The organism is Pikeienuella sp. (assembly GCF_046290545.1).
Taxonomy (GTDB): Bacteria; Pseudomonadota; Alphaproteobacteria; order Rhodobacterales; family Rhodobacteraceae; genus Pikeienuella.
In genome coordinates, this window is sequence record NZ_JBKAGV010000017.1 from 431,860 (window position 1) to 454,043 (window position 22,184).

Annotated in this window: 22 protein-coding genes; 7 read left to right on the plus strand and 15 right to left on the minus strand. The window is 69.7% G+C overall.

The genetic code is table 11. The features are described 5' to 3' along the window. Position 1 precedes the first annotated feature (1 nt). The 11 genes from ACE37J_RS18565 to ACE37J_RS18615 all read right to left on the minus strand — a co-directional run bounded on the left by ACE37J_RS18565 (position 2) and on the right by ACE37J_RS18615 (position 9,399). Positions 2-1,129 (minus strand): biopolymer transporter ExbB, encoded by a 1,128-nt coding sequence (locus tag ACE37J_RS18565; protein ID WP_409714058.1) that lies wholly within the window; start codon positions 1,127-1,129, stop codon positions 2-4. A gap of 70 nt (positions 1,130-1,199) precedes the next feature. After that, positions 1,200-1,574 (minus strand): hypothetical protein, encoded by a 375-nt coding sequence (locus tag ACE37J_RS18570; protein ID WP_409714061.1) that lies wholly within the window; start codon positions 1,572-1,574, stop codon positions 1,200-1,202. Positions 1,575-1,715: 141 nt separating this feature from the next. Then, entirely contained in the window at positions 1,716-2,477 is a 762-nt protein-coding gene (locus tag ACE37J_RS18575) for an inositol monophosphatase family protein (RefSeq protein ID WP_409715469.1), read from the minus strand. Between the two features lie 26 nt (positions 2,478-2,503). Continuing rightward, entirely contained in the window at positions 2,504-2,809 is a 306-nt protein-coding gene (locus tag ACE37J_RS18580; RefSeq protein WP_409714064.1) for a cupin domain-containing protein, read from the minus strand. Continuing rightward, entirely contained in the window at positions 2,793-3,353 is a 561-nt protein-coding gene (gene efp, locus ACE37J_RS18585; protein WP_409714067.1) for an elongation factor P, read from the minus strand. The genes ACE37J_RS18580 and efp overlap by 17 nt, the downstream gene beginning before the upstream one ends. Positions 3,354-3,452: 99 nt before the next feature. Beyond that, positions 3,453-4,508, minus strand: coding sequence for a ferritin-like domain-containing protein (locus ACE37J_RS18590; RefSeq protein WP_409714070.1), 1,056 nt, complete (start codon positions 4,506-4,508; stop codon positions 3,453-3,455). Beyond that, the gene (locus ACE37J_RS18595) at positions 4,505-6,331 is read right to left on the minus strand and encodes a GMC family oxidoreductase (RefSeq protein WP_409714073.1); all 1,827 of its coding nucleotides are present in this window, start codon (positions 6,329-6,331) and stop codon (positions 4,505-4,507) included. The genes ACE37J_RS18590 and ACE37J_RS18595 overlap by 4 nt, the downstream gene beginning before the upstream one ends. Further along, a complete protein-coding gene (locus tag ACE37J_RS18600; RefSeq protein WP_409714076.1) occupies positions 6,328-6,807 on the minus strand; it encodes a hypothetical protein in 480 nt (159 codons plus the stop codon). The genes ACE37J_RS18595 and ACE37J_RS18600 overlap by 4 nt, the downstream gene beginning before the upstream one ends. Beyond that, positions 6,800-7,717: a hypothetical protein gene (locus tag ACE37J_RS18605; protein ID WP_409714079.1), complete on the minus strand. Its 918-nt coding sequence runs from the start codon at positions 7,715-7,717 to the stop codon at positions 6,800-6,802. Before ACE37J_RS18605 ends, ACE37J_RS18600 begins: the two co-directional genes overlap by 8 nt. 129 nt (positions 7,718-7,846) lie before the next feature. Further along, positions 7,847-8,605: an SDR family NAD(P)-dependent oxidoreductase gene (locus ACE37J_RS18610; RefSeq protein WP_409714082.1), complete on the minus strand. Its 759-nt coding sequence runs from the start codon at positions 8,603-8,605 to the stop codon at positions 7,847-7,849. A gap of 2 nt (positions 8,606-8,607) precedes the next feature. Further along, positions 8,608-9,399 (minus strand): NYN domain-containing protein, encoded by a 792-nt coding sequence (locus tag ACE37J_RS18615; RefSeq protein ID WP_409714085.1) that lies wholly within the window; start codon positions 9,397-9,399, stop codon positions 8,608-8,610. 118 nt (positions 9,400-9,517) lie between these two features. On the opposite strand from ACE37J_RS18615, the gene ACE37J_RS18620 reads away from it, so the two are divergent. Beyond that, the gene (locus ACE37J_RS18620) at positions 9,518-10,747 is read left to right on the plus strand and encodes an META domain-containing protein (protein WP_409714088.1); all 1,230 of its coding nucleotides are present in this window, start codon (positions 9,518-9,520) and stop codon (positions 10,745-10,747) included. Positions 10,748-10,799: 52 nt separating this feature from the next. Continuing rightward, on the plus strand, positions 10,800-11,285 hold the full coding sequence (hpaR, locus tag ACE37J_RS18625; protein WP_409714091.1) for a homoprotocatechuate degradation operon regulator HpaR: 486 nt from the start codon (positions 10,800-10,802) through the stop codon (positions 11,283-11,285). On the opposite strand, the gene ACE37J_RS18630 is transcribed toward hpaR, so the two are convergent. Then, positions 11,282-12,754, minus strand: a complete 1,473-nt coding sequence (locus tag ACE37J_RS18630; protein WP_409714094.1) for a DUF2125 domain-containing protein — start codon at positions 12,752-12,754, stop codon at positions 11,282-11,284. The two genes, hpaR and ACE37J_RS18630, sit on opposite strands and share 4 nt — an antisense overlap. 198 nt (positions 12,755-12,952) lie before the next feature. On the opposite strand from ACE37J_RS18630, the gene ACE37J_RS18635 reads away from it, so the two are divergent. Next, complete coding sequence (locus ACE37J_RS18635; RefSeq protein WP_409714097.1) at positions 12,953-13,981, plus strand: calcium-binding protein; 1,029 nt, start codon at positions 12,953-12,955, stop codon at positions 13,979-13,981. A 25-nt stretch (positions 13,982-14,006) separates the two neighbouring features. Here ACE37J_RS18635 and ACE37J_RS18640 read toward each other — a convergent pair whose 3' ends face one another. The 3 genes from ACE37J_RS18640 to ACE37J_RS18650 are packed head-to-tail and all read right to left on the minus strand — an operon-like array spanning position 14,007 to position 19,114. Continuing rightward, positions 14,007-15,479, minus strand: a complete 1,473-nt coding sequence (locus tag ACE37J_RS18640) for an ATP-dependent RecD-like DNA helicase (protein WP_409714100.1) — start codon at positions 15,477-15,479, stop codon at positions 14,007-14,009. A gap of 32 nt (positions 15,480-15,511) precedes the next feature. Beyond that, entirely contained in the window at positions 15,512-18,673 is a 3,162-nt protein-coding gene (locus tag ACE37J_RS18645; protein ID WP_409714103.1) for an ATP-binding protein, read from the minus strand. 42 nt (positions 18,674-18,715) lie between these two features. After that, positions 18,716-19,114, minus strand: coding sequence for an acyl-CoA thioesterase (locus tag ACE37J_RS18650; RefSeq protein ID WP_409714105.1), 399 nt, complete (start codon positions 19,112-19,114; stop codon positions 18,716-18,718). A gap of 294 nt (positions 19,115-19,408) precedes the next feature. Between ACE37J_RS18650 and pufB the strand changes: the two genes are divergently transcribed. The 4 genes from pufB to ACE37J_RS18670 all read left to right on the plus strand — a co-directional run bounded on the left by pufB (position 19,409) and on the right by ACE37J_RS18670 (position 22,120). Beyond that, entirely contained in the window at positions 19,409-19,564 is a 156-nt protein-coding gene (gene pufB / locus ACE37J_RS18655) for a light-harvesting antenna LH1, beta subunit (RefSeq protein ID WP_409714108.1), read from the plus strand. 13 nt (positions 19,565-19,577) lie between these two features. Then, positions 19,578-19,922 carry a light-harvesting protein gene (locus ACE37J_RS18660; protein WP_409714111.1) on the plus strand — a complete coding sequence of 115 codons (345 nt, stop codon included), beginning with the start codon at positions 19,578-19,580 and terminating at the stop codon, positions 19,920-19,922. A gap of 91 nt (positions 19,923-20,013) precedes the next feature. After that, positions 20,014-21,459 carry an MFS transporter gene (locus tag ACE37J_RS18665; RefSeq protein WP_409714114.1) on the plus strand — a complete coding sequence of 482 codons (1,446 nt, stop codon included), beginning with the start codon at positions 20,014-20,016 and terminating at the stop codon, positions 21,457-21,459. A gap of 61 nt (positions 21,460-21,520) precedes the next feature. Beyond that, the gene (locus ACE37J_RS18670) at positions 21,521-22,120 is read left to right on the plus strand and encodes a hypothetical protein (RefSeq protein ID WP_409714117.1); all 600 of its coding nucleotides are present in this window, start codon (positions 21,521-21,523) and stop codon (positions 22,118-22,120) included. The last annotated feature ends 64 nt before the right edge of the window (positions 22,121-22,184 follow it).

Consider the following 22,184-nt stretch of genomic DNA (forward strand, 5'->3'; position numbering starts at 1 on the left):
GTCAGCCGCGCCCCAGTCGTTCCGCCACCTGACCGAGCGCGCGGGCGAGGCCGCCTAGCTCCGCCCTGATCTCCGAGATCGCGTCCTGCCGGCCGGTCGCCAGCTCCTCGCTCAGGCGGAGGAGCTGCCGGTCGATATTGCGGAGCCGCGCCTCCGCCTCCTCGCCGAGCGCGCCCGGCGCCGGCTTCGCGGCCGTCGTCTCCAGCCGTTCCGCGATGCGTGCGAGGAGCGCAGTCTGCCGCGCCGGCTCCTCCGGATCGACAGGGCGAACGGTCTCCGCAGCCGCCTGCGCCTCGGCCCGCGCCGCCATTTCGGCGACGAGGGCGGAAAGCTCCGCCACCTGCGCGGCGTTCTGCTCCACGAGCTGCATCGCGGCGCCGAGCTGATCGCCCTCGCCGGCTTCGGCGCCGAAGGAGATGCGGGTGATCGAGGCCAGCCAGTCCTCCAGCGCGCGGTAGAACTGGTTCTGCGCGCGGGAGGAAAAAAGCTCGAGGAGCCCCACCACGAGCGACCCGGCGAGGCCGAGCAGCGAGGAGGCGAAGGCGGTGCCCATGCCGCCGAGCTGGTTTTCGAGCCCGCTCATCAGCGCGTCGAAATCGATCCCTCCGCCCTCGGTCGGGCGGAGTGAACGGATCGTGTTCACGACCTCCGGCACGGTTAGCGACAGCCCCCAGAAGGTGCCGAGAAGGCCGAGGAAGATCAGAAGATTGGCCAGATAGCGGGTGATGTCCCGGCTCTCGTCGATCCGCGTCGCCACCGTGTCGAGGATCGAGCGCGTGGAGGTGGAGGTCAGCGCGCGCCTGGCTCTCTGGTCCCGCAGCAGCGTGGAGAGCGAGCGGAGGAGCCGTGGCGGCTCCACGAATTCATGCCCGGGCCGGTCGATGGCGAAGCCCTCGATCCAGCTCACGGCGCGCATCAGCGCGAAGACCTGCCAGAACGTGGCGACGACGCCGATGACGAAGACGCCGCCGATCAGCCCGTTGAGGCCGACATTGGCGAGGAATACTGTCTCGATGGGCTTGTGGAGAACCCAGGCGGCAATGCCGATGGCGCCGAGCGAGCCGAGCATCGCCAGGATCTGGCGGACCGGCTGCTCGAACTCCACCCTGATCTGGCCCCCGCCGACCATGCCGCCCTCCGCGCGCCCTTTCGCGGCGCATCATGCGGCGCTGCGGCGCCGCCCGCAAGGGGCGGCGGATTCAGGCCTTTCCGGCCTCGCGGCCTGCGCCCGTCAACGCTTCCAGCCGCGCCTCTTCGGCCAGAACGATCTCCACGAGGCGGCGGCGCTCCGCGGCGCTGATGTCCGGATGGTCGCGCAGGATCTCCGCCGACGCGCGGAGCCCTGTCAGCGCGGTGCGGATGCGCTCCGCCGCATGGCGGCGCGGCGCAGCCGCCGCAGGCCGCGCGGCGCGCAGCCAGTCGAGCGCGGCGCCTGGCGCGCGCCAGAGCGCGATGAGCGTCGCCGCCATCGCCTCGGCGCGCAGACGACGCGCATGCAGCATGGCGGCGTCGACCGCGGCGTAATCCAGATCGGCGCGGTAAGGTTCTGAGTTCTTGTTCATTTCAGGCTTCATCTCGGGTCTCCATGCGAATGGCGGCCCCCCCGGCGGCGGCGGGCCATGCCCGCTCTGTTGCAGTGCAACGTAGCGGCATCGGCGGAAAATCCGAGAGGCGCAGGCGCAAACCCGCCTTGCGCTCTGATCATGGCGAAGATCTCAGGCGGCGGCGAGGTGCTCGCAGAAGCGCTCGTAGGCGAGGGGGTTGGCGGCGACGATGCGGCCCTCGGCGATCGGGTCGCCCGGCCCGTCCAGCGGGCCGACGAAGCCGCCCGCCTCCCTCACGAGGATCGCGCCCGCCGCAACGTCCCAGGCGTTGATGCCGCGCTCCCAATAGCCGTCATAGCGCCCGGCGGCGACATAGGCGAGGTCGAGCGCGGCCGCGCCCCAGCGGCGGAGCCCGGCGCACCGAGGCATAAGGATCGCAATTTCCTTCAGCGTCTTCGGCAGATGCTTCGAGTTGGCGAAGGGAACCCCGGTTGCGAAGATCATCTCGATCATGTCGCGCCGGCCGGAGACTCGGAGCCGACGGTCGTTCATCCAGGCGCCTTGGCCCTTCTCGGCGGTGAACATCTCGTCCTTTGCCGGGTCGTAGACGACGCCGGCGATGATCTCCCCCTTCCGCTCCAGCGCGATGGAGACGGCCCAGTGCGGCAGGCCGTGGAGGAAGTTCGTCGTCCCGTCCAGAGGGTCGACGATCCAGCGGTGCATTCCGTCCGCCCCCTCGGCCTCCTCGCTTTCCTCGGCGAGCCAGCCATAAGCGGGGCGCGCCTCCATCAGCGTGTCGCGAATGATCTGTTCGGCCTTGAGGTCCGCCTTCGATACGAAGTCGCCCGCGCCCTTCATGGAGACCTGGAGATTCTCGACCTCGCCGAAATCGCGCACGAGGCTGCGCGCGGCCTTCCGCGCGGCCTTGATCATGACGTTGAGATTGGCGGAGCCGGTGGTCACGCGGCGGGCTCTTTCAGTTCCGTCTCGACGAAGACGAGCGGCCCCGGCCCGGCGTTGATCACGTCATGCGCCACGCCCGCCTTGCGGAAATAGGAGAGGCCGGGCTCCATGCGCACGGCGCTTTCCTTCCCCGCCTCGTCCACGATCGTCACGTTCGAGCCGATGACCGGCGTGATGACATAGTCGAATTCGTGGACATGCCAGCCCGTGGCCGCGCCGGGCGCGAAGCTCCACTTCGTGACGCGCACCCGCTCGTTGTCCACCATCGTCTCCGGCGTCGCCGGTTCACGCGCGCTCGACATACTCGAAGGTCTCCGTGTTGACGACAATCTTTTCGCCGGAGCCGACAAAGGGCGGCACCATCACGCGCACGCCGTTGTCGAGCACGGCGGGCTTGAAGCTGTTCGCGGCGGTCTGGCCTTTCACCACCGGCTCGGTCTCCACGATCTCGCAGGTCACCTTCTCGGGCAGGGCGCAGGAGAGCGCCTCCTCCTCGTAGAATTCCACGGTCACCGTCATCCCGTCCTGCAGGAAAGGCCGCCGTTCGCCGAGGATTTCGGCGTCGATCTCGATCTGCTCGTAGGTCTCGCTGTCCATGAACACCAGCTTGCCGTCCGTTTCGTAGAGGAACTGCTGGTCCTTCTGATCGAGCCGCACGCGCTCCACCTTGTCGGCGGAACGGAAGCGCTCGTTGAGCTTGCGCCCGTCGCGGACGTTCTTGAGCTCGACCTGGGCGAAGGCGCCGCCCTTGCCGGGCTTCACATGGGCGGTCTTCACCGCGACCCAGAGCCCGCCATCATGCTCGATGATGTTGCCGGGGCGGATTTCGTTGCCGTTGATCTTCATGCGCTGGCCTCTCGGGGCGCGCCGGCCGGGCGGCGCGCGGGGCTTCATCCGAGGGCGGGCTATATCGGGCGGCGGGCGCCGCGGCAAGCGCGGCGCGGATCAGGCGCGGAAGGTCCAGCCGGGCCCCGCCGTCTCCCCCGCCGCATTGACCGGGATGCGAACCAGAGCCTCCGCCGCCCGCGCCATGGCGATCATGGTCGGCGCGCTTTCCCTAAGTCGCTCCGGCGCGCCGTTGAAGGCGGCGTGAAGGGTCAGGAGGAAATCCGTGTAGAGCCGGTCGAATGCGAGCATCCGCGCCTCGATCTCGGGGAGGTTCGCGCATTCCTCCGCCCTCGGATCGTCCCGCATCGGGTGGACGGCGCTCCAGTCCGTCACGAGGTCGCCCCCTGTCGGCGGATGGCCGATCCGGTCGTCTGGCCGGTAGCGGCGGGCGAGGAGGATTTCGTTGAACTTGAAGAAATGCGCCACGTCCTCGCCGCCCCCGCCGGGGATCGGGTCTCCGTCCCCCGCGCGGCCGCCGAGATCGGCGCCTTCCCCTTCCTCCACGATCATGTCGAGCGCCCGGCGCGCGCATTTAAGCCCCGTGACCGGGATCATCTCGCCGCCCGCGCCCCAGTAATGCTCCGGCCCTATCTGCCAGGAGGGGTCGCCGGTGAAGACGGCCTTTTCACCATGCGCCTTCACAATGGCGTCGAGAGCCAGCTCCACGCAGTGGTAGAAGCCGCCGATCGTCTCGGCCTTCCGCCAGTCCCCGTCCTTCACCTTCTCGAAATTCGCCGGCGCGCGCTCTATCTCCCGGAAGAGGCGCACCTGATCCTTGGAGAAGCGGCGAAGCCGAGCGACGGGGCCCTTGCCCGAAGGCAGGATGGCGCAGGGATAAGCGGGGATCGCCTCCGCCCGGTCGAGAATAACGCCGCCGCCGATGGCGTTGAGGATGTTCCCGGCGAGGGAGAGGTGCAGCATCTCCTCCAGCATCACCTGCCGGATCACTTCCCGGGGCTCGGCGTTCGCCTCCGCCGGCGAGATGCGGGCGTAGTCCCCGACCTCGGAGATCGTGTAGCAGGCGGTGGCGTAGAGCGGGATCGTCGTCAGCTCGATCTTCATCGCCGCCCGCAGCATCTCCGCCAGCGCGGCGCGGTCCCTCTCGAGGCTCATGCCTTGCCCTCCAGAGCGCGTTTCATCCCGTGCGCGGCCTTCAGCACCAGCGCCGTCATCGTCAGCGTCGGGTTCGAGGTGGCGATGGTCGGCATGGCGCCGCAGCCGACAAGCCAGAGATTGTCATGCTCCCATGACCGCCCGTCGAGATCGGTCACCCCCTCTCGCGCGTTTCGCCCGATCCGGTGGGTGCCGGCGTTGTGCCCCGCGCCGAAATAGACGAAGCCGCGCCCGCCGAGACTTACATATCCAGGGTCCGCAGGGTTCCACGCCGTGTGGTTCTCGATCCCGAGCTTGCGGAACACGTCCAGCGTCACGTCGATCCCCTGCAGGATTCCGGCGCGGCTGTACTCGTCCACATCGTATTCGAGCACGGGCCGCGGCTCACCGAGCGAATCCCGGTAAGCCGGGTCGATGGTCACCCGATTGGCGCGCGCCGGAAGCTGCTCCGGCATGATGCCGACGCGAACCTGCCGTTGCACCCGCTCCCGCAGCTTGGCGCGGAGGGCGGGGCCGAAGAGGTTTTCCTCCTCCACCATACGCTCCACGTCCGAATAGGGCGCGTTCGCCGCGAAGTTCCAGCCCCAGTTGTCGAATTCGAGCCGGACGGCCGCGACGTCCTTCCGGAAAGCCCCGTCCCTCAGCGCCGGGATCGAGCCGGTGGAGCCCGGCCCCCGGAACGGGCCGACCGGCCGGGGCGCGAGGCCCCAGACATTGACGTAAGGATGGTCCATCAGATGCCGGCCTAGAAGGCCGGAGCCGGAGCAGAGCCCGGAGGCGAGCGCCAGCTTCGCATTCTCGATGGCGTTCGTGGCGAGGACATAGATCGCTCCCTCGGCCCGCTTCATCTCCCAGACGGGCGCGCCTGGGAAGGCGTACTTCTTGTAGATGACGCCGGTCACCCGCCCCGTCGCCCCGTCCGTCTCCACCTTCGAGACGACGGCCTGCGTGACGACGTCCACCAGCCCGGTGCGCTGCGCCTGCTCCAGCGTCTTCAGCGCGTTGTATTTCGCCTGGATCGGGCAGAGCGGGATGCAGGAGGAATTGCCCTCGCAGCGCTGGCCCTGGAAGGCATAGGGGCCGGTCGCCCCCGCCGCCTCGTAGTCGCAGGCCTCCGACCCGCCGACCCGGTAGCGCCCCCGGCGGGGTATCGAGTTGCGGCCAACAGGCGTGCCTGCGACGAAGAGCTCCCGCTCCTCCCCGCCCGAGAGGCGGACGGACATGCCCCGCACGCCCTCCTCGAACCAGCGGTCGACGAAGGATTTCGGAATCGCCTCCATCGGGAAGTCGTAGTCCTCCGGGAAGTCGATGCCGTGGAAGGCGTTGTCCTCCTTGTCGGCGGAGACGCCGATCTCCCATTCCGCCTGTTCGTACCAGGGCGCGAGATCGTCATAGGAGAGCGGCCAGTCGTCGCCCCGCCCGAACTCGGTCGCGGTGCGGAAGTCGCTCGGCTGCATCCGGAGGCAGGTGCCGAGCCAGTGCAGCGTCGTCCCCCCGAGGGCGCGGAGATAGTCGGAACGGAAGGGGCGCGGGCCCTTCTGCACGAAATAGCCCGCCGTATCGGGGGCGCCGGGCGCGATCGGCCCGATGTCGAGCACGGTGGGGGAGGGGGCGGAAGGGTTCTGCGGATAGGGCGAGTTCGGAACCTTGATCGGGTTCAGCTGATAGGTCGTGTGATAGGCGCGATAGGTCGACGGCTCCGCGCCCCCGTCCGCCCCTGCTTCGAGGATGAGGACGCGCCGGCCCTCCGCCGTCAATCGCTTGGCGATCAGGGCGCCGGACATGCCGCCGCCGACGATCACCGCATCGTAGGTTCCGCTCATCGCGCCTCCTCCGGCGTCACGGGCGGCTCTTCCGCCCAGGCGCCGAAGCCCTGCTGCTTCGCGCCCATCGGATGCGCGCCAATCGCATCCCACACGAGCCCCTCGCGATACGCGCGGGGGGAAAGGATGCGGGCGACATCCTCCCGCTTCGCGCCGTTCCGCTCCACCCAGTCGGCCGGCATCGGCGTCCACTGCCCGAGATACCAGAGCTGGATGAGCGAACGGGCGAGGGGGCCGAGATCATGGTCCGCAAGCACCAGCTCGCGCGCCGCCCCGTCAAGCGCCGGCCCCGGCGGCAGGGCGGCGAGGTCCATCCCCGCCGCTTCTAGCCGCGCCATGAGCGCCGGCCCCGCTACCGCAGCGACCTGACGGCGATATTCCGGGAGGCATCCCGTGGCCCAGAGCGAGGCCGAATCGTAACCCGTCAGCGCGGCGGAGAGCGTGACGAAGCCGTCCCCGTCCTTTGGCTCAGCCATAGATCCCGCTCCGGTCCATCGCGTCGACATAGAACCCTTCGGGCTCCGCGCAGGCCGGCAGGGAGGTGAAGCTCTGCGCCGCGACGGCGCGGTTCTTTTCCCCGATCAGGGCGCGCATGTCCTCCGTCATGGAGAAATCGTTGGCGCCGATCTTCAGCTTCACGCGCTTGCGATCTTCCTTGTCGTCGAGCATCGCGGTCATGAACTGGCCCATGATGGTCCAGCGCGTCATCACCGTCCGGCCGAGGCCGAGCGCGAATTCGGGTATCGGGGTGCAGTTGGTCGGCCAGAACGGCAGGCCGGCGAAATCGGCGTCCATGTCATAGACGAACTCGTCCGCATTCTCGGGGTTCACCAGCCGCACCTTCCAGTCCGCGGAGGGCGGGCCGTTCAGCGTCGGCGCCTCGTAGACGAACTGGCCGACGAATTTCGGCTCCCCGAACACCTCCCGCCCCGCCTTCACCGCGATGGCGTTGTCCGCCGCGACATGGAGGCGGAGATGGCCGAGCGTCTTCGTCTGGTCCTTCCCGTTCAGGAAGCGTTCGAGCGGCATGTAGGGAACGCCTGGCGCCCGGTTCTCCGGATAGGCGACGACGTTGAACTCGACCTCGTTGGTCGTGCCGAGCGCGTTCGTGTAATGCGCCGTGTAGCGCTGGAAATTGAGGAGGACGACGGCCTTGTCCACCGTCTTCTTGCCCTCCGTAACGGGGAAGCGCGCGGCGCGGAGCCCGGTCGGCTTGCCGCCCGAATCCTCGACATAGCCGCGCGCGACATCGAGATCGGCGTACCAGTAGACCCAGTTGCACTGGAGCGAGGCGTAATAGAACGGCCATTGTGCGAAATCAGCCGGCGGCGTCGGCTTCAGCCCTTCCCAGGGCGTCTGCCCGTACTTGTCCTTCGCTTTCGCCATGTCCCCCTCCCGGTTTCGCCTGAGAGGCGAGCGCCTCTGGCACGGTTAACGGTATAGGAGGAGCTTGGCGGAGCAAGGGAAATCCCGCCGCCCGGCGCACCGGACGTGCAAGGTTGCAAGAGCGCCAGCTCAACCCCGCCGCAGCGTCGGCAGGCCAATCCCCGCAGCGTCGAACCCGCCGTCCACCGCAAGAACCTGCCCGGTGACGAAGGACGCCTCGGGCGAGGCGAGGAAGAAGACGGCGGCGGCGACCTCTTCCTCCGCGCCGTAACGCGCGAGGGGAATCGCGTCGTGGTAGTCCTTCCGGATCGCCGAACTGTGGACCTTCTTCGCCATCTCCGTCTCGACCGGGCCGGGCGCGACAAGGTTGACCCGAACGCTCATCCCGGCGAGCTCCACCGCCTGTTGCTTGGTGAGATGGGTAAGGGCCGCCTTCGACGTGCCGTAGGCGATGCGGAGCGTCGAGGCGCGCAGGCCCGATATCGAGCCGATGTTGACGACCGCGCCGCCGCCATCGGCGGAAAGAAGCGGCGCGGCTGCGTTCGTCATCAGGAAGGGGCCGCCGAGATTGACCGCCATGATATCGGACCAGGTCTCGAAGCTCGTCTCCAGCATCGGGCCGAAATCGGCGACACCGGCGTTGTTCACGAGGGCGTCGAGTCGCCCCGCCAGCGCTTCCGCCTCGCGGATCGCGCGGGCGGCGTCTTCCGGTCGGGAGACATCGGCATGGATCGCATGCGCCGCGTTGCTGGCGAGCGCACGATGCGCGGCGGCGAGCGTCTCCGCCGCCCTGTCCAGCATAAGGACGCGCCAGCCCTCCGCGAGGAACCGCTTGGTGATGGCGAGGCCTATGCCGCGCGCCGCGCCGGTGACGAGCGCCGTCTTCATGGTCAGCCCCGCCGCGGCTTCGGCTTCGGCAGGAGACGGATCTGCACCCCGAACCCGTCATTTCGCTCGATCTCGAACCGGCCCGTCTTCTCCACGAGGCTGGAGAGCTTGGCGCAGCCATAGCTCCGCGGGTCGAAATCCGGCTCCATGTTGGCGATCAGCTGGCCGAGCGCGCCGAGATGGACGTACTCGCTGTCCTCCGCCAGCTCCCCCATCGCCTTGATGAAGAGCGGCATTGCGTCCTCTGGTGACTTCCGCCCACCCGGCCGCTTCGGGGCCTCGCCCTGCGCCTCGCCCTGTGACGTGGGGGCTTCGCTCACCACGAAATTCTCCGTGTAGATGAAGCGCTGGCAGGCCTGCACGAAGCTTTTCGGCGTCTTCTCCTGACCGAAGCCGTAGACGGCCACGCCCTGCTCCCGGATGCGGGCGGCGAGGCGGGTGAAGTCGCTGTCGGAGGAGACGAGGCAGAATCCGTCGAACCGCCCGGTGTGCAGGAGGTCCATCGCGTCGATCACGAGCGCGATGTCGGAGGCGTTCTTGCCCGTCGTGTTCGCCTGGTTCATCTGCGGCAGGATCGCGTGTTCGGGCAGGACCTTGAGCCAGGAGGCGAGCTGTCCGGAGGAGAAGTCGCCATAGATGCGGCGCACGCTGGCCTCGCCGATCTTTGCGATCTCGCGGAAGAGGTCCCCCGCGATCTTCGGGCTGGCGTTGTCAGCGTCGATAAGGACGGCGAGCCGCGGGGCGCGGTTCAGGGGCCCCGCGCCTCCGGCGGTCTCTTCTCTCGCTTCGCGCATCCGCCTGTCCCTTCGCATCCGCCCGCGAACCGGGCGCATGAGCACCGTAGCGCTCTCCCCTCGTGGATGCGAGGCCGCGCGGATTGAAGCGCCGGGCGCCCGGCCCCATACTTAACAGGTGAAAGGAGACGCCATGCGCCTCGCCCGCCTCGCCTTCGCGTTCGCCGCTTTCGCTGCGCTTCAAGCGGGCGCCGGGGAGCGCGTCGTGCGCGGGGAGGCGGCCTATCCCGCCCGCATCGCCTTGCCGGATTCCGCCATGCTCGTGGTCGAGACGCGGGATGCGGCCGGCGCCCTCTTTTCGGAGATGCGGGAGAGGACAGGGGGCCGGCAGGTCCCGCTTCCCTTCGCGCTCGCAGCGCCGCCCGACGGGGGAACGCTGCGCGCGGCGATCCAGCTGGACGGGGAGACGCGCTGGCTCTCGCCGCCGGCGGCGATCCCGCCCTCCGGGCCGGTCGACGCGCTCCGGGTGACGCTAGATCCCTTCTCGCCGATGGCCTTCGCAAGCCGCATGCGCTGCGGGGCCGAGGAGGTTCTCGTCGGCGTCGATGGCGGCGCCGTAGTGATCGAGGCGCGGGGCGACCGCTATCGCCTCGCGCCCGTTCCCGCCGCGTCGGGCGCGAAATACGAGATGGCGGGCGATTCGGAGACCTTCTTCTGGTCGAAGGGCGGGTCGGCGCTCGTCTCGCTTGCGGGCGAGACGTTGCCGGAATGCGCGCTCGCCCCCCTCCCCGCGCCGGATTTCCGCGCCGGCGGCAACGAGCCCGGATGGGATTTTGCGATCCGGGGCGGCGTGGCGGCGCTGACGCTGGACTACGGGGCCGAACGCCGCGCCGCGCCGCTACCGCCGCCCGGGATCGGGCCGGACGGGGAGACGGTGATTGCCTCCGACGCGCTCGGGGCCGCGATCCGCATCGCCGAAGGGCTCTGCCGCGACGACGCGACAGGGATGCCGCATCCCTTCGCCGTCTCGGTCGAAACGGATGGAAGGCGCCTCGCCGGCTGCGGCGGCAGGCCGCTTGACCTTCTTCTGGGCGGGGAATGGACCGTGGCGGCGCTTGGCGGCGCGCCGGTCTCGGGCGAGGGCCTCCCGACGCTGCTCTTTTTCGAGGAGGGCAGGGTCGCCGGCCTCGCCGGCTGCAACCGATATTTCGCCAGTTTCGAGCTGACGGGGGAGCGGCTCTCCTTCGCCGACGCCGGGATGACGATGATGGCCTGCGCCGAAGACCTCATGGCGCGGGAGAGGGCCTTCGCCGCCGCGCTCGGGGCGGCCGCCTCATTCGACATCGCGGAGGATGCGCTCGTCCTTCGAGGCGCGGACGGAGCCGAACTCCTCCGCGCGCGGCGCTAAGCCGCTCTCCGATGGCGGGGAAAGCAGCCAATTTGCGCGGAAAGGTCGGTCCATGACGGATGGCGCGGGAACGAAGCTTCGCGGCTACGATAAGTCGCTTCCCATCGCGCTCCTGCGCGCGCGGGAGGCGACGATGCGCCGCTTCAAGCCGCATGTGGACGCGCACGGGCTCACGATCCAGCAATGGCGGGTGATCCGGGCGCTGGCCGATTCCGGCCCGCTCGGTTCGAAGGCGCTGGCCGCCCGCTGCGTCATCATGCCCCCGTCGCTCACCCGCATCTTCCGGGCGCTGGAGGCGCGCGGGCTGATCCGGGCGGAAGCGGCGGAGGATGCACGCCGCCATGTCGTCGCGCTGACCGGGGAGGGGCGTGCGCTGCATGACCGGATGGCGGGCGCCTCCGAGGCGATCTACGCCGGCATCGAGGCGGCCTTCGGGGCAGAGAAGATGGCGGCCCTGCTCGCCCTTCTCGTCGAGTTGCGCGAGGTCGCGGAGGCGATGCCCGAGAGCGGCGACTGGCCCGAGCGACGAGGCGACTAGCGAAGCGGAGTTCCGTTGATCGAGACTTCGCCGCGCCCGAGCCGGATGTCCGCGAGAAGATGGTCCGCCCCCTCCTGCCCCGGTTTCCCGTAGACCGTCAGAACCTCCCGGTAGCCATCCGCCGCCTCCGGCGCGAGGAGGCCGCCGCGCGCCGCTCGATCGAGAAGATCGTACGCGCCGCGCAGTTCGAGAGCGACCTCTCCCTCGGGTTGGGAGGCGGGGCCGACGATGTCGAGCGCGCCTTCCGCCTCCGCCGCGAAACCGGGCAGCGAGAGCCGCGCGGCGCGGATCGCCAGCGTCTCAACTGCGACCGGCGAGCCCGAGAGCGACGCGGCGCCGAGATCTGCGGTGATCCGCGCCGCGCCGTCGAGCCTTACCTCCAGAGCGAGAGGCCCGCGGCCGAGCGCTCCGGCGGGATCGACGGCGGACCAGAGCGCCTCGTCAGGCTCAAGGCCCGCAAGAACGAGATCGAGCGCCCAGGGAGCCGGCTCCGGCGCCCGCCGCAGGGGCATGTCGAGCCGCATCTCGACGCGCGCCGCCGCGCCTCCGCCGCCCGGAAACGCAGCCGGCGGTTCGGCGTCATAAGAGAAGGTCAGCCCCTCCGCGGTCGCGGAATAGGCGGCGCGCCCGCCCCGCAGCGCGATCAGCGTCTCGCTCCGCCCGGCGGCCGCATCGTATGCGACCGGCGGCGCGCTCGGGCCGCCGGTCGAACGGCTGACGCCCGACACGGCGCCGGTCTCCATCCTGAGGTCGAAGATCCCGTCCGCGGCGAGAAAGGCGGCGAGATCCCCGGCGTCCAGCGCCGCGCCCTCGAAGGTGAGCGAGAGGTCTTCATAGCGCCCTTCGGCGCGTGTCTCGCTCACCTGGTCGAGCGAGAGCGCGAGCGCGTACTCCGCCGAAGCGGCCTTAAGGGCGCCCCGCCCGGCGCCGGCGCCGAAGCGCCCCTCCGCCTCCAGCGCGGAAAGGACGATGCGAACGTCCGAAAGCGCGCCTCCGCCCGGCGCCTGGACCGCGGCGAGCCTTGCGGCCTCGATCGTTGCGCGCGGCCCCTCGCCGTCCTCTGCGAGGGTTACGACGAAGCCCTCCGCCTCGACGTCGAAGACCGAGGCCGGCGCTCCGCCCGCGCCGAACGCCGCGCTCTCGACCGTCAGCCGGCTTTCCGGCGCCGGGCGGATGACCAGCGCGGCCGGGTCAGAGAGCCCGGCCGAGACGCTGACCGCTGGCGCGCGCCAGCGCCAGAGCCCGCCCGCATCGCTGACCGAGACGTCCTCGAAGGCGATGTCGTAGCCGAAGGGAAAGCCCGTCACCGCACGCCGTTCATAGGCGAAGAAGAGACTCCCGGCGCGCATCCGTTCCACCGCCCGGTCCGCCTCCGGTTCGACATACAGGCTCTTGCCCGCGAACCAGCCTGCGCTCCAAAGCGCGGCGAAAGCGGCGAGGCCGCCGAGGATGGCTCCTGTCTTCTTCATGTCGGCGCAGCTCCTTCGGCTCGGCTATCTACCTTCTCCGCCGGCTTCGAAGCGGTCAATGCGACCTCGCATCCGATTGCGGCGAGAAGCGGAACCGCTGCTCATGAGTTGGATTGACGCATATCAGGCATGCGCCTCTTGCATGGGTCTTCGCCCTCACCATGTCCGCGTCGACCCAACTTGAGGAGAGACGGCTGCATGACCGCCCCTGTGACCGAGATCGAGTTGAACCGGCTTCGCAACAAAATCGAGGTGACCTTCGCCGATGGAAGCGTCGAGGAGATCGAGAACGGAATATATGAACGCTACGATCCGCGCGGCCGCACCGTCGAGGAGCGTGCGGCGACGGCTGCGGACTTCGCGCGTCTTGAAGCCCTTGTCGCAGGAGCGGGCGCGGATGCGCTGCGTGAAGTGAGGCTGGAGGACGGCTCCACCGTCGAGTTCGGGCCCCGAAAGATCGAGGTCACCTACCCGGACGGCGCACAGGAGGAGATCGAGAACGGGATCTATGAACGCTATGACGCCAGTGGGCGAACCGTCGAGGAGCGCCTCGCGACGGAGGCTGACATCGCGCGGCTTGAGGCGCTGATCCCCGCTGAGTTCCGGAATGTCTCCGACGCCGCGCCGGTGACTGGCGGCGCCGGCCCCGACCGGATGCGGGGGGACATGACGGATGACCGCATGTCCGGCGAGGGCGGCGACGACCGTCTCATCGGCCGCGGCGGCGACGACATGCTGCTGGGAGGGTCGGGCGAGGACAGGCTCATCGGCGGCCTCGGCGACGACAGTCTAGAAGGCGGGGCGGACAATGACGTCCTCCGCGGAGGTCAAGGGCGCGACACCCTGTCGGGGGATGAGGGCGACGACCGCCTCGCCGGCCGAGGCGGGGACGACTCTCTGCTCGGCGGCACGGGGCGCGACCGTATGAATGGCGGAGCCGGAGACGACACGATCGAAGGCGGCGCAGGCTTCGACATCTACAGAGGCGGCAAGGGCGCCGACGTTTTCGTCTTCACGGCCGACGGCGCAAGGGACGTCGTGCGGGACTTCAGGCCGGGGGAGGATGTGATCGATCTGTCCGCTTTCGGCCTTTCCGGGTTCCCGGAGGTTCTCGACGGCGCGTCGGACCGCAACGGAGGCGTCGTCCTCAATCTCGGAGATGGCGATTTCATCCGGTTGGCGCGGGTGGAGCGCGATGCGCTCTCCGAGGGCGACTTCATCTTGTAACCGCAACACCGCCCCGGCGGGTCTCCTAGCCCAGATCGGCGATTCCGAGCGCTCGCGCCGGCCGCGCCATGCGGTAGCGGGCGACCCAGATGAGCCGCTGCTCCGCCCGCGTCACGGCGACATAGGCCAGCCGGCGCCAGAGCGGGACGCCGGCCTCTGTCCGCCCGGCCTGCGAAGCCGCGAAGAGGTCGGGCGCGAAGACCTGCACGGCGGGCCATTGCGAGCCCTGCGCCTTGTGGATCGTCGTCGCCGCGCCATGGACGAAGGCGGCGCCCATCCGCGCGGCGGACAGAATCGCCGGCTCCTCCCTGTCCGGCGCCTCGATCTTGATGATCGCCGCCGCGCTCACTGTCGGCGCCTCGGCGCCGACGACGTGGAGCCGCGCGAAGCCGGGCTTTCCGCCCGGCCCGACATAGATCGCCTGCGCGCCCTTGATGAGGCCCCGCGCCTCAAGGTCGATCCGCTTCTTGCGATGCTTGAGCGGCAGCTCGATCCCGTCGCAGATCAGCGGCTCGCCGGGGAGCAGGGAATCCTCCGGCGCGCCATGCGCGGCGCGAAATGCCTGGATCAGCCGGAGGCGCGTCGCGTTCCGCCAGACGAGCATCGGCGCCCGCGCCATCAGGTCCGGATCGGCGCGGGGCGCGACGACGATGCGGTCGTCCTTCGCCGCCATCCGCTCCACTTCCCGCTCGAACTCCTCGAAGCCGATGCCGTCCCTGAGGGCATGGGCGAGGTCGAGAATCGGGTTGTCCGCCGTCTGCCGGTGGATGCGGTGGAGATAGGGTTTCGCCGCCTCCGGCATCGCGTCGAACACCATCGCGCCGGAGGAGCCGACGGGGGCGAGCTGCGCCGGGTCGCCGAAGAGGATGAGGGTGGAGAAGATTTCCGTCAGGTCCTCGAACTGCTTCGCGTCGAGCATGGACGCCTCGTCCACCAGCGCGACGTCCAGCGGCTCCTCCCGACGTGTCCAGCCCTTGATGAAGTCGGAGCCCGAAAGCCCCGCCATCGCCAGCGCGCCGGGGACGGAGCGGTGCTGCTCGAAGAAGGCGCGGATGCGGGCGAGCGTGGCGTCGTCGAGACCTTCGACCTCGGGCTTCGGCGCGGCCTCGTCCGTCAGCCATTTCGCGATCTTCTCGAATTCCGGGTCATAGACCGGGATGTAGAGGATGCGGTGGATCGTCGTCGCCGGCACGCCGCGCGCGCGGAGGACGGAGGCCGCCTTGTTGGTCGGCGCGAGCACGGCCACGCTCCGCCGCCCGCGGGCCTTGCGCGGCTCGTAGTCGCCGCCGACGGACTCCAGCCCCGCCTCGGCCAGCGCCCCCGCGATGTCGGCCAGCAGCGCCGTCTTGCCCGAGCCCGCCTTGCCGAGCACGGCGAGCGCCGCCGCCGGCCGCTCCGGCGAAGGCGCGTGCCGGCCCGCGGCAAGGTCGACCCCGGCGCCTTCGAGCAGGGCGACGATCGCCGCCCGCGCACGGGCCTGATCTTCGGAGAATTCCATCACCCGCTCTTAGCGGGGCGGGAGGCGCGGCGCTATCCCGCGGCGGCGGAGCGGGCCTCGGGTTTCGGCAGGCGCTCGAGGATGGCGGAAAGGAGCGCGTCGCGCGCCACCGGCTTCGTCACGATCCCGTCCATTCCGGCCTCGAGGCAGGCCGCATGGTCCGCTTCCTCCGCGCTGGCGGTGAAGCCGAGGATCGCCGAAGGCTTCCGCCCGGAGGCTGTCTCCGCCGCGCGGATCGCCTGCGCCGCCTCCGGCCCGGTCATGTCCGGCAGGTGCATATCCATCAGGATCACCGCCGCGGGCTCATCTGCCTGCGCCGCTACCGCAGGCGCAGCGGCGGCGAAGCGGCGGAGGCGGAGGCCCTGCCCGCGCAGCATCGCCTCGACGATCATCGCGGTCGTGTCGTTGTCCTCGACCAGCATCACGCTCGGCCCGGCGCCGCGCGCGGGGGGTGAGGCGGAGGGCGCGCCCTTCCCGCCATCGGCAAGGGCGCGCAGCGTCCGCGCGAGGAGCACGCTGCGGATCGGTCGACGCAGGACCTGCGAAGGTCCGACGCCCAGCGCCTCGATCAGGTCGCCGAGCGATTCGGGCCGCGGCTCCGCGCCGGGGGCCACGACGAGGATCGAAGGTCCGGTGCGCTTCCCTCCGGCGAGCGCGTCGGCCGGAGCCGCGCCGCACTGCCCGACGACGACGAGACGCGGCGCAGCCGGCCTTGCGGCGCCCGGCGCACAGGGCGCGGCGCCGATCCGGCGCAGCTGGTCCTCCATCGCCCCGCGCCACGGCTCTTCCCCCGCGAGTTCGATCACGAAGCCTTCCGGCAGGGCCGGCGCCTCGTTCTTCTCTCCGGAGCAGGTGAGCGGCGCCTCGAAATGGAATACCGATCCGACCCCGAGCGTCGAGGTCGCGCCGATCAGCCCGCCCATCAGTTCCGCGAGCTGCCGGCAAATCGCGAGGCCCAGCCCCGTCCCGTCCCCGGCTGAGGAGACCCTCGGCCCCTCGACCTGCTCATACGGCGCGAAGATGCGGTCGAGATCCGCTCCCGGCACGCCCGGCCCGGTATCCTCCACTTCGAGCCGGAGCCGCGCGCGGCCCGTCGTGTCCGCCGGCGCCTGCAGCCGCACTTCGACGCGCCCGCTCGTCGTGAATTTCACGGCGTTGCCAATCAGGTTCGTCGCGATCTGCCGGATCCGGCCCGCATCGCCAAGGAGCGCGCGGGGCGCGTCCGGGTCGAACCGGAAGAGAAGATCGATCCCCTTGGCGGAGGCCGCGGCGGTGAGAAGCGCGCAGACATCCTCGACCAGCTCCACCGGGTCGAACGGGGCTTCGCGCAGCGTCAGCCGTCCTTCCTCAAGCTTCGAGAAATCGAGGATGTCGTTGATGATCGCGAGCAGCGCCGCGCCCGAGGCCGCGATCAGCTCGACGCCGGAGCGCTGGCTGTCCGTCATCTCGCTCTCGAGCAGAAGCTCGGACATCGAGATGACGCCGATCAAAGGCGTGCGGAGCTCGTGGCTGATCGAGGCCGAAAAACGCGCCTTCGCCTCGACCGCCGCCTCCGCCCGCGCGCGGGCGCGCGTCAGCTCGGAGACGTCGGTGGCGAGGATGACAAGTTCTCCGCCCGGAAGTCTCCGATACCGCCGCCATGTCGTCACGCCGTCCAGATCGGAAAGGTAGAACTCGCGCCCCTCCTCCATCACCGAGCGGAGGAACTCGTCGCGCCAGGCCTCAGGCGTCTTGCCGGCGAGATCGTGGCCGGCGTTGCGCGCGAAATCCAGCAGGAAGTCCCCATAGTCGGCGCCGACGGTGACCTTGACGCCGCGCTTCGCCATCCAGTCCTGATAGGCGCGGTTCACGACCCGGAAGCGCCCGTCCGCGCCAATCATGGCGAATGCGTCGTCCATGAGATTCACGGCGTTCCGGAGCCGCTCCTCCGCCTGCGCCGCCTCGGTGACGTCGCGGGCGACGATGACATGCATGCTCCTCGCGCCGGTCTCGTCCGGGACCGGCGTCACCGCGATGTCTGAGACGAAGCGGCCGCCGCCCTTCCGGCGGATCTCGCTCCGGAACTCGACGGCGGCGCCGGTCTCCATCATGCGCCGCAGCGCCTTCCGCGCCTCGGGCGGCGCCGGATCGCCGAGAAGGAATTGGTGCGGAAACTGCCCTTCGATCTCTTCGAGCGTATAGCCGGTCCCCTCGATCAGCGCGCGATTGGCCCAGATCAGCCGCCCCTCCCGGTCCGAAATGGCGATCTGGTCCGTCGCCCTTTCCGCGACCATCGCGAGCCGCCGCGCCTCCTTCTCGCTTTCCTCGAGACGGCGCCGGGACTGGGCGAGCTCGATCTGCGGTCGGAGGATCAGCCTGCGGCCGATGACGAGAATCAGGGCGAACGACACCACCAGCCCGCCGACGACCGCGAGCGAGACGACCTGCTCCACCCATTTGATATGTGCGGCCATCGCGTTCGAAGGCTCGAAATAGCGGAGAGCGAGCCCCTCGGCGGATAGCGGCGCGTCGGCGATCAGGCGGCCCGCGCCTTCGGAGAGGCGCGGTTCTACGATGTTGAGGGGCAGGACAAGCGCCTCGCCCTCCCCGATGCGTCCGGCCGCGGGGGAGGGTCCGATGCGCGTCAGCGCGCCCTGCAATCCAGTCGCGCCCTGCACCGGCGCGACGAAGATGAGGTTTCGGCGATCCGGCGCGAGCGCCACGGCGGCGAAATCCAGGGAGCCCGCCGATATGCCCTGCTCCGCCATCCGCGCCATCGCCGCGAGCGTCGCCTCGGTCGTCTCCGCGCCGACGAAGACCGGCCTTCCCTCAATGTCGAAGATGATCGCATGAAGAAGTTCGGGCGAGTGACGAAGCTCCTTCGTCACCCGATACCGGACCATCGGCGAGCCGGCGAGACGCCGAGTCGTCTCGAGATCCGCGGCGAGGGTTCGCTCCGCCACGGCGCGGAGGCCATCCGCCTTGTTCGATACGATGGAGGCGTGAACCGCCCGCATGGCTGTCTCGACGGCCCGGTGCGTGAGCGAAAGCCCGAGACCTGCGGCGATGAGGAAACCGAGTCCGACGAACAGCCCGAAGAACAGGGCGGCCCTCGATCCGGCTCGCGTCGTCTCGACCGCCATCGACCCTCCAGCATCCTGCTGCGCCGCCCCCGCGGCGCGGCGCGTGCGAAGGCGCAGACCCACCCCCCGCATTTCCGCGACGGTACTGGGTAGACCGATCAGGTTAATCCGGGATTATCCCTGCGCGGCTTCGCGCCCGGGCAGCGGGCGCGGCCTTCCGTCGCGGTCGATGGCGACAAAGACGATCCGGCATTCGGCGACGCGCCGCTCCGCCCCGCTCTCGGCGTTGAAGATGCGGACCTCGACGTCCAGCGTCATCGACGTCCGCCCGAGCGTGGCGACCGAGGGAAAGATCGACACGACGTCGCCAACCCGCACGGGATGGTGAAAGAGCATCGACTCGACCGCCACCGTGGCGACCCGACCCTCGGCCAGCCCGCGGGCGAGGACGGAGGCGCCGAGGTCCATCTGCCCCATCAGCCAGCCGCCGAAAATGTCTCCATTCGCGTTCGTGTCGGCCGGCATGGCGATAGTCTGAAGCGCGGCGCCGGGGCGCGGGCCTGATTGCGGCATGGCTGTGGCTCCTCGGGGCCTTCGGACAAGGAACACTACGGAGCCGGAACAACCGCGCAAGCCGCGCGCCTCCCGATCGCGCCACGATATGGCGAGGCGTGGCTAAATCGTTCCATTCAGTGGATGTCAGTTCTACTTTACAGTTGATATTGTAAATTTGAAGTGACAATCTGAGTCTGGCGTCATCAGCCGGCCGTCGATTCCGGGGCCGCAGGGCGCAGAAGGCCGGCGCTCGGCCGCCAGGGCCGCGCCTCCGTCGCCTTCGAACCGGGTGAGGAAAAAGAAGGAAAGCAAATGGCAGACGATCCAGACAAGGTATGGCCGACCGGCCTGACGTTGAAGGAGGCGGAGGAAGTCCACTCCTACCTCATCGACGGGACCAGGGTTTTCGGCGTGATCGCGATCATCGCGCATCTTCTCGTGGCCGCGTCCACGCCGTGGCTCGGCTGAAGGAGGGCGAGAGATGAACAACGCAAAAATGTGGCTCGTCGTGAAGCCGACAGTGGGGATTCCCCTCTTCCTGTCGGCCGTCGCGATCGGCTCGTTCGCCGTCCACGTCGCCGTTCTCAGCAACACGACATGGGTCTCCGACTTCCTGTCGGGGCGCGAGATTGGCAGCGGCGACAAGATGGCCGCCGCGCAGGACGTCGCTCCGGCGGTCAGCCCGGCCGCCTTTGCGACGACGACCTCTGCGGCGATGACGCAGGAGGCGGGGGCGCAGGTCGTTCTCGTCGTCATGCCGGATGGGACCACCGCAAAGGCGATCCTCCAGACGCCGGTCGCCCTGGCCGACCTGCAGTACAGGTAGCCGGATCGGGATGGGGCCGCGCCGCATGCCGGCGCGGCCCGTTCCTCCCGTCGCGGCGCGACCCGCGCCGGGTTCGGACGAGGCGGGATGCATGATGGACATCAGGGCCTACGCAGTTTCGAAGCTTTCGCGGATCGGCCCGCAATGGCTGCCGTTCGCGGATGTCGGAACGCCCGAAGTGCCGCTCTCGCGCCTCCTCAGGCTTTCGCTCTTCCAGGTCACCGTCGGCATGGCGCTCGTGCTCCTCGTCGGCACGCTCAACCGCGTCATGATCGTCGAGCTTGCCGTGCCGGCCTCGCTTGTGGCCGGAATGCTCGCGCTTCCGCTCCTCTTCGCGCCGTTCCGGGCGCTCATCGGTCATCGTTCGGATCATCACGCCTCCGCGATCGGCTGGCGGCGGACGCCGTTCATCTGGAAGGGCACGCTCTGGCAGTTCGGCGGCTTTGCGATCATGCCGTTCGCGCTGCTGGTCCTCTCGGGCTATGGCGAGGCGGCTTCGAAGCCGCTCTGGATCGGCCAGGGCGCCGCGGCGCTCGCCTTCCTGCTTGTCGGCGCGGGGCTCCACATGGTGCAGACCGCCGGCCTCGCCCTCGCAGCCGATCTGGTGAAGGAGGACGACCAGCCGAAAGTCGTCGGACTCATGTATGTGATGCTGCTCTTCGGCATGGTCGCAAGCGCGCTTGTCTTCGGAGCGCTGCTGGAATCCTACACGCCCGGTCGACTGATCCAGGTCATTCAGGGCGCGGCGGTCGTCACCGTCCTTCTGAACGGGATTGCTCTCTGGAAGCAGGAATCGCGCGATCGGGCCCGCGCCGCGGCGCTGGAAGGCGCGAAGCGGCCGCCCTTTCGCGACGCATGGCGCAGCTTCGCCGGCGGCGCGGGGGCGAAGCGGCTTCTCGCCGTCATCGCGCTCGGCACGGCGGGCTTCGGCATGGCGGATGTCCTGCTGGAGCCTTATGGCGGGCAGGCGCTCGGCCTCTCCGTAGCAGAGACGACGAAACTCACCGCGCTCCTCGCCCTCGGCACGCTGGTCGGCTTCGCCGTCGCCTCCCGCAGCCTCGGGCGCGGGGGCCGGCCGCTCGCGCTCGCGACGCTCGGCGCGCTCGCCGGGGCTCCGGCCTTTGGTGCGGTGATTCTTTCGGCCTACGCCGGATCAGCCGCGCTCTTTGCGGCGGGAACCGTTCTGGCCGGCTTCGGGGCCGGGCTCTTCGGACATGGCACATTGACGGCGACGCTGCGCGCGGCGCCGAAATCCCAGATCGGCCTCGCCATCGGCGCCTGGGGCGCGGCGCAGGCGACGGCGGCCGGGCTCGCCGTGGCTGCGGGCGGCGCGGCGCGCGACGTGATCCTCGCCGGGACAGGCGGCGGCTGGGCGGCCGCGCCCTATCTCCCGGTGTTCGGCTTCGAGATCCTGTTGCTGGCCGCCGCCGCGATCTTCGCGCGCCCGCTCCTCAGAGGTGAGCGCGCGGGGCCGGTGGAAACCGCGGAGGCGGAGCGTATCTTCCGGGATGAAGCGCTTGCGCAACGGGCGGGATGAGGCGCGCCGGAAAAAGGCGCCGGATGGACGCGCGAGAGGCGCGTAACGGAAAGGGAGACGCATGACGACGATCGTGACGAGACTCTACAGGGACGTGGCCACGGCCGAAGCCCTCGCCGCCGCAATGGCCGGCGTCGGCATCCCCGCCGGGGACATCGAAGTGATCGCGGGAGCCGAGGACGCCGCCGCACGCATGGAAGCGGCGCGCGTCAATCCAGCCTCCGCAGCGCTCTATGCGCAGCACATGGAGAGCGGCGCAGCGCTTGTCGTGGTCCGCGCCGGCTTCCAGCCCATCGGCGCCGCCGCCACCGCCATGAAGATGATGGACTCCCGGCAGCCCCTGAACGCCGGCGTTGCCAACGAGAACGAGTATGTCCGCACGGAGCCGAAGCGCGAACTCTTCGTCGGCCTCAGCGTGATGATGGATCATCCGCTGATGTTCGGCAAGGACAAGGGGCGCCGGCGCGGCCTGTTCTCGACCGCCTTCAACCTGCCCCTGCTTTCCAAGCGGAAGGACCGGCGTTCGGTGTTTCCGGGAGGTCGCCACTTCACCGGCTGGATGGGGCCCCTCCTTTCCCCGAAGCGCGGCACTCTTTCGACGATCGAGGGCGGCCGGCAGATGACGCGCGGGATCTTCCCGACAGTCTCACGACACAAGTGATAGCCCGGCGCCGCCCGCTTGACCGGCGGGCGGCGCCTTCATAGCTTCCCTCAAGCGCCGGGCG

Bases quoted from the DNA above. Each gene is read 5' to 3' on its own strand.
- ACE37J_RS18610 (WP_409714082.1), bottom strand. From the start codon at position 8,605: ATGAAGACGGCGCTCGTCACCGGCGCGGCGCGCGGCATAGGCCTCGCC.
- hpaR (WP_409714091.1), top strand. From the start codon at position 10,800: ATGACGGATGGCGCGGGAACGAAGCTTCGCGGCTACGATAAGTCGCTT.
- ACE37J_RS18650 (WP_409714105.1), bottom strand. From the start codon at position 19,114: ATGCCGCAATCAGGCCCGCGCCCCGGCGCCGCGCTTCAGACTATCGCC.
- ACE37J_RS18645 (WP_409714103.1), bottom strand. From the start codon at position 18,673: ATGCGGGGGGTGGGTCTGCGCCTTCGCACGCGCCGCGCCGCGGGGGCG.
- efp (WP_409714067.1), bottom strand. From the start codon at position 3,353: ATGAAGATCAACGGCAACGAAATCCGCCCCGGCAACATCATCGAGCAT.
- ACE37J_RS18580 (WP_409714064.1), bottom strand. From the start codon at position 2,809: ATGTCGAGCGCGCGTGAACCGGCGACGCCGGAGACGATGGTGGACAAC.
- ACE37J_RS18615 (WP_409714085.1), bottom strand. From the start codon at position 9,399: ATGCGCGAAGCGAGAGAAGAGACCGCCGGAGGCGCGGGGCCCCTGAAC.
- ACE37J_RS18605 (WP_409714079.1), bottom strand. From the start codon at position 7,717: ATGGCGAAAGCGAAGGACAAGTACGGGCAGACGCCCTGGGAAGGGCTG.
- ACE37J_RS18670 (WP_409714117.1), top strand. From the start codon at position 21,521: ATGACGACGATCGTGACGAGACTCTACAGGGACGTGGCCACGGCCGAA.
- ACE37J_RS18565 (WP_409714058.1), bottom strand. From the start codon at position 1,129: ATGGTCGGCGGGGGCCAGATCAGGGTGGAGTTCGAGCAGCCGGTCCGC.
- ACE37J_RS18575 (WP_409715469.1), bottom strand. From the start codon at position 2,477: ATGATCAAGGCCGCGCGGAAGGCCGCGCGCAGCCTCGTGCGCGATTTC.
- ACE37J_RS18630 (WP_409714094.1), bottom strand. From the start codon at position 12,754: ATGAAGAAGACAGGAGCCATCCTCGGCGGCCTCGCCGCTTTCGCCGCG.
- ACE37J_RS18660 (WP_409714111.1), top strand. From the start codon at position 19,578: ATGAACAACGCAAAAATGTGGCTCGTCGTGAAGCCGACAGTGGGGATT.
- ACE37J_RS18635 (WP_409714097.1), top strand. From the start codon at position 12,953: ATGACCGCCCCTGTGACCGAGATCGAGTTGAACCGGCTTCGCAACAAA.
- ACE37J_RS18640 (WP_409714100.1), bottom strand. From the start codon at position 15,479: ATGGAATTCTCCGAAGATCAGGCCCGTGCGCGGGCGGCGATCGTCGCC.
- ACE37J_RS18665 (WP_409714114.1), top strand. From the start codon at position 20,014: ATGATGGACATCAGGGCCTACGCAGTTTCGAAGCTTTCGCGGATCGGC.
- pufB (WP_409714108.1), top strand. From the start codon at position 19,409: ATGGCAGACGATCCAGACAAGGTATGGCCGACCGGCCTGACGTTGAAG.
- ACE37J_RS18570 (WP_409714061.1), bottom strand. From the start codon at position 1,574: ATGAAGCCTGAAATGAACAAGAACTCAGAACCTTACCGCGCCGATCTG.
- ACE37J_RS18590 (WP_409714070.1), bottom strand. From the start codon at position 4,508: ATGAGCCTCGAGAGGGACCGCGCCGCGCTGGCGGAGATGCTGCGGGCG.
- ACE37J_RS18595 (WP_409714073.1), bottom strand. From the start codon at position 6,331: ATGAGCGGAACCTACGATGCGGTGATCGTCGGCGGCGGCATGTCCGGC.
- ACE37J_RS18600 (WP_409714076.1), bottom strand. From the start codon at position 6,807: ATGGCTGAGCCAAAGGACGGGGACGGCTTCGTCACGCTCTCCGCCGCG.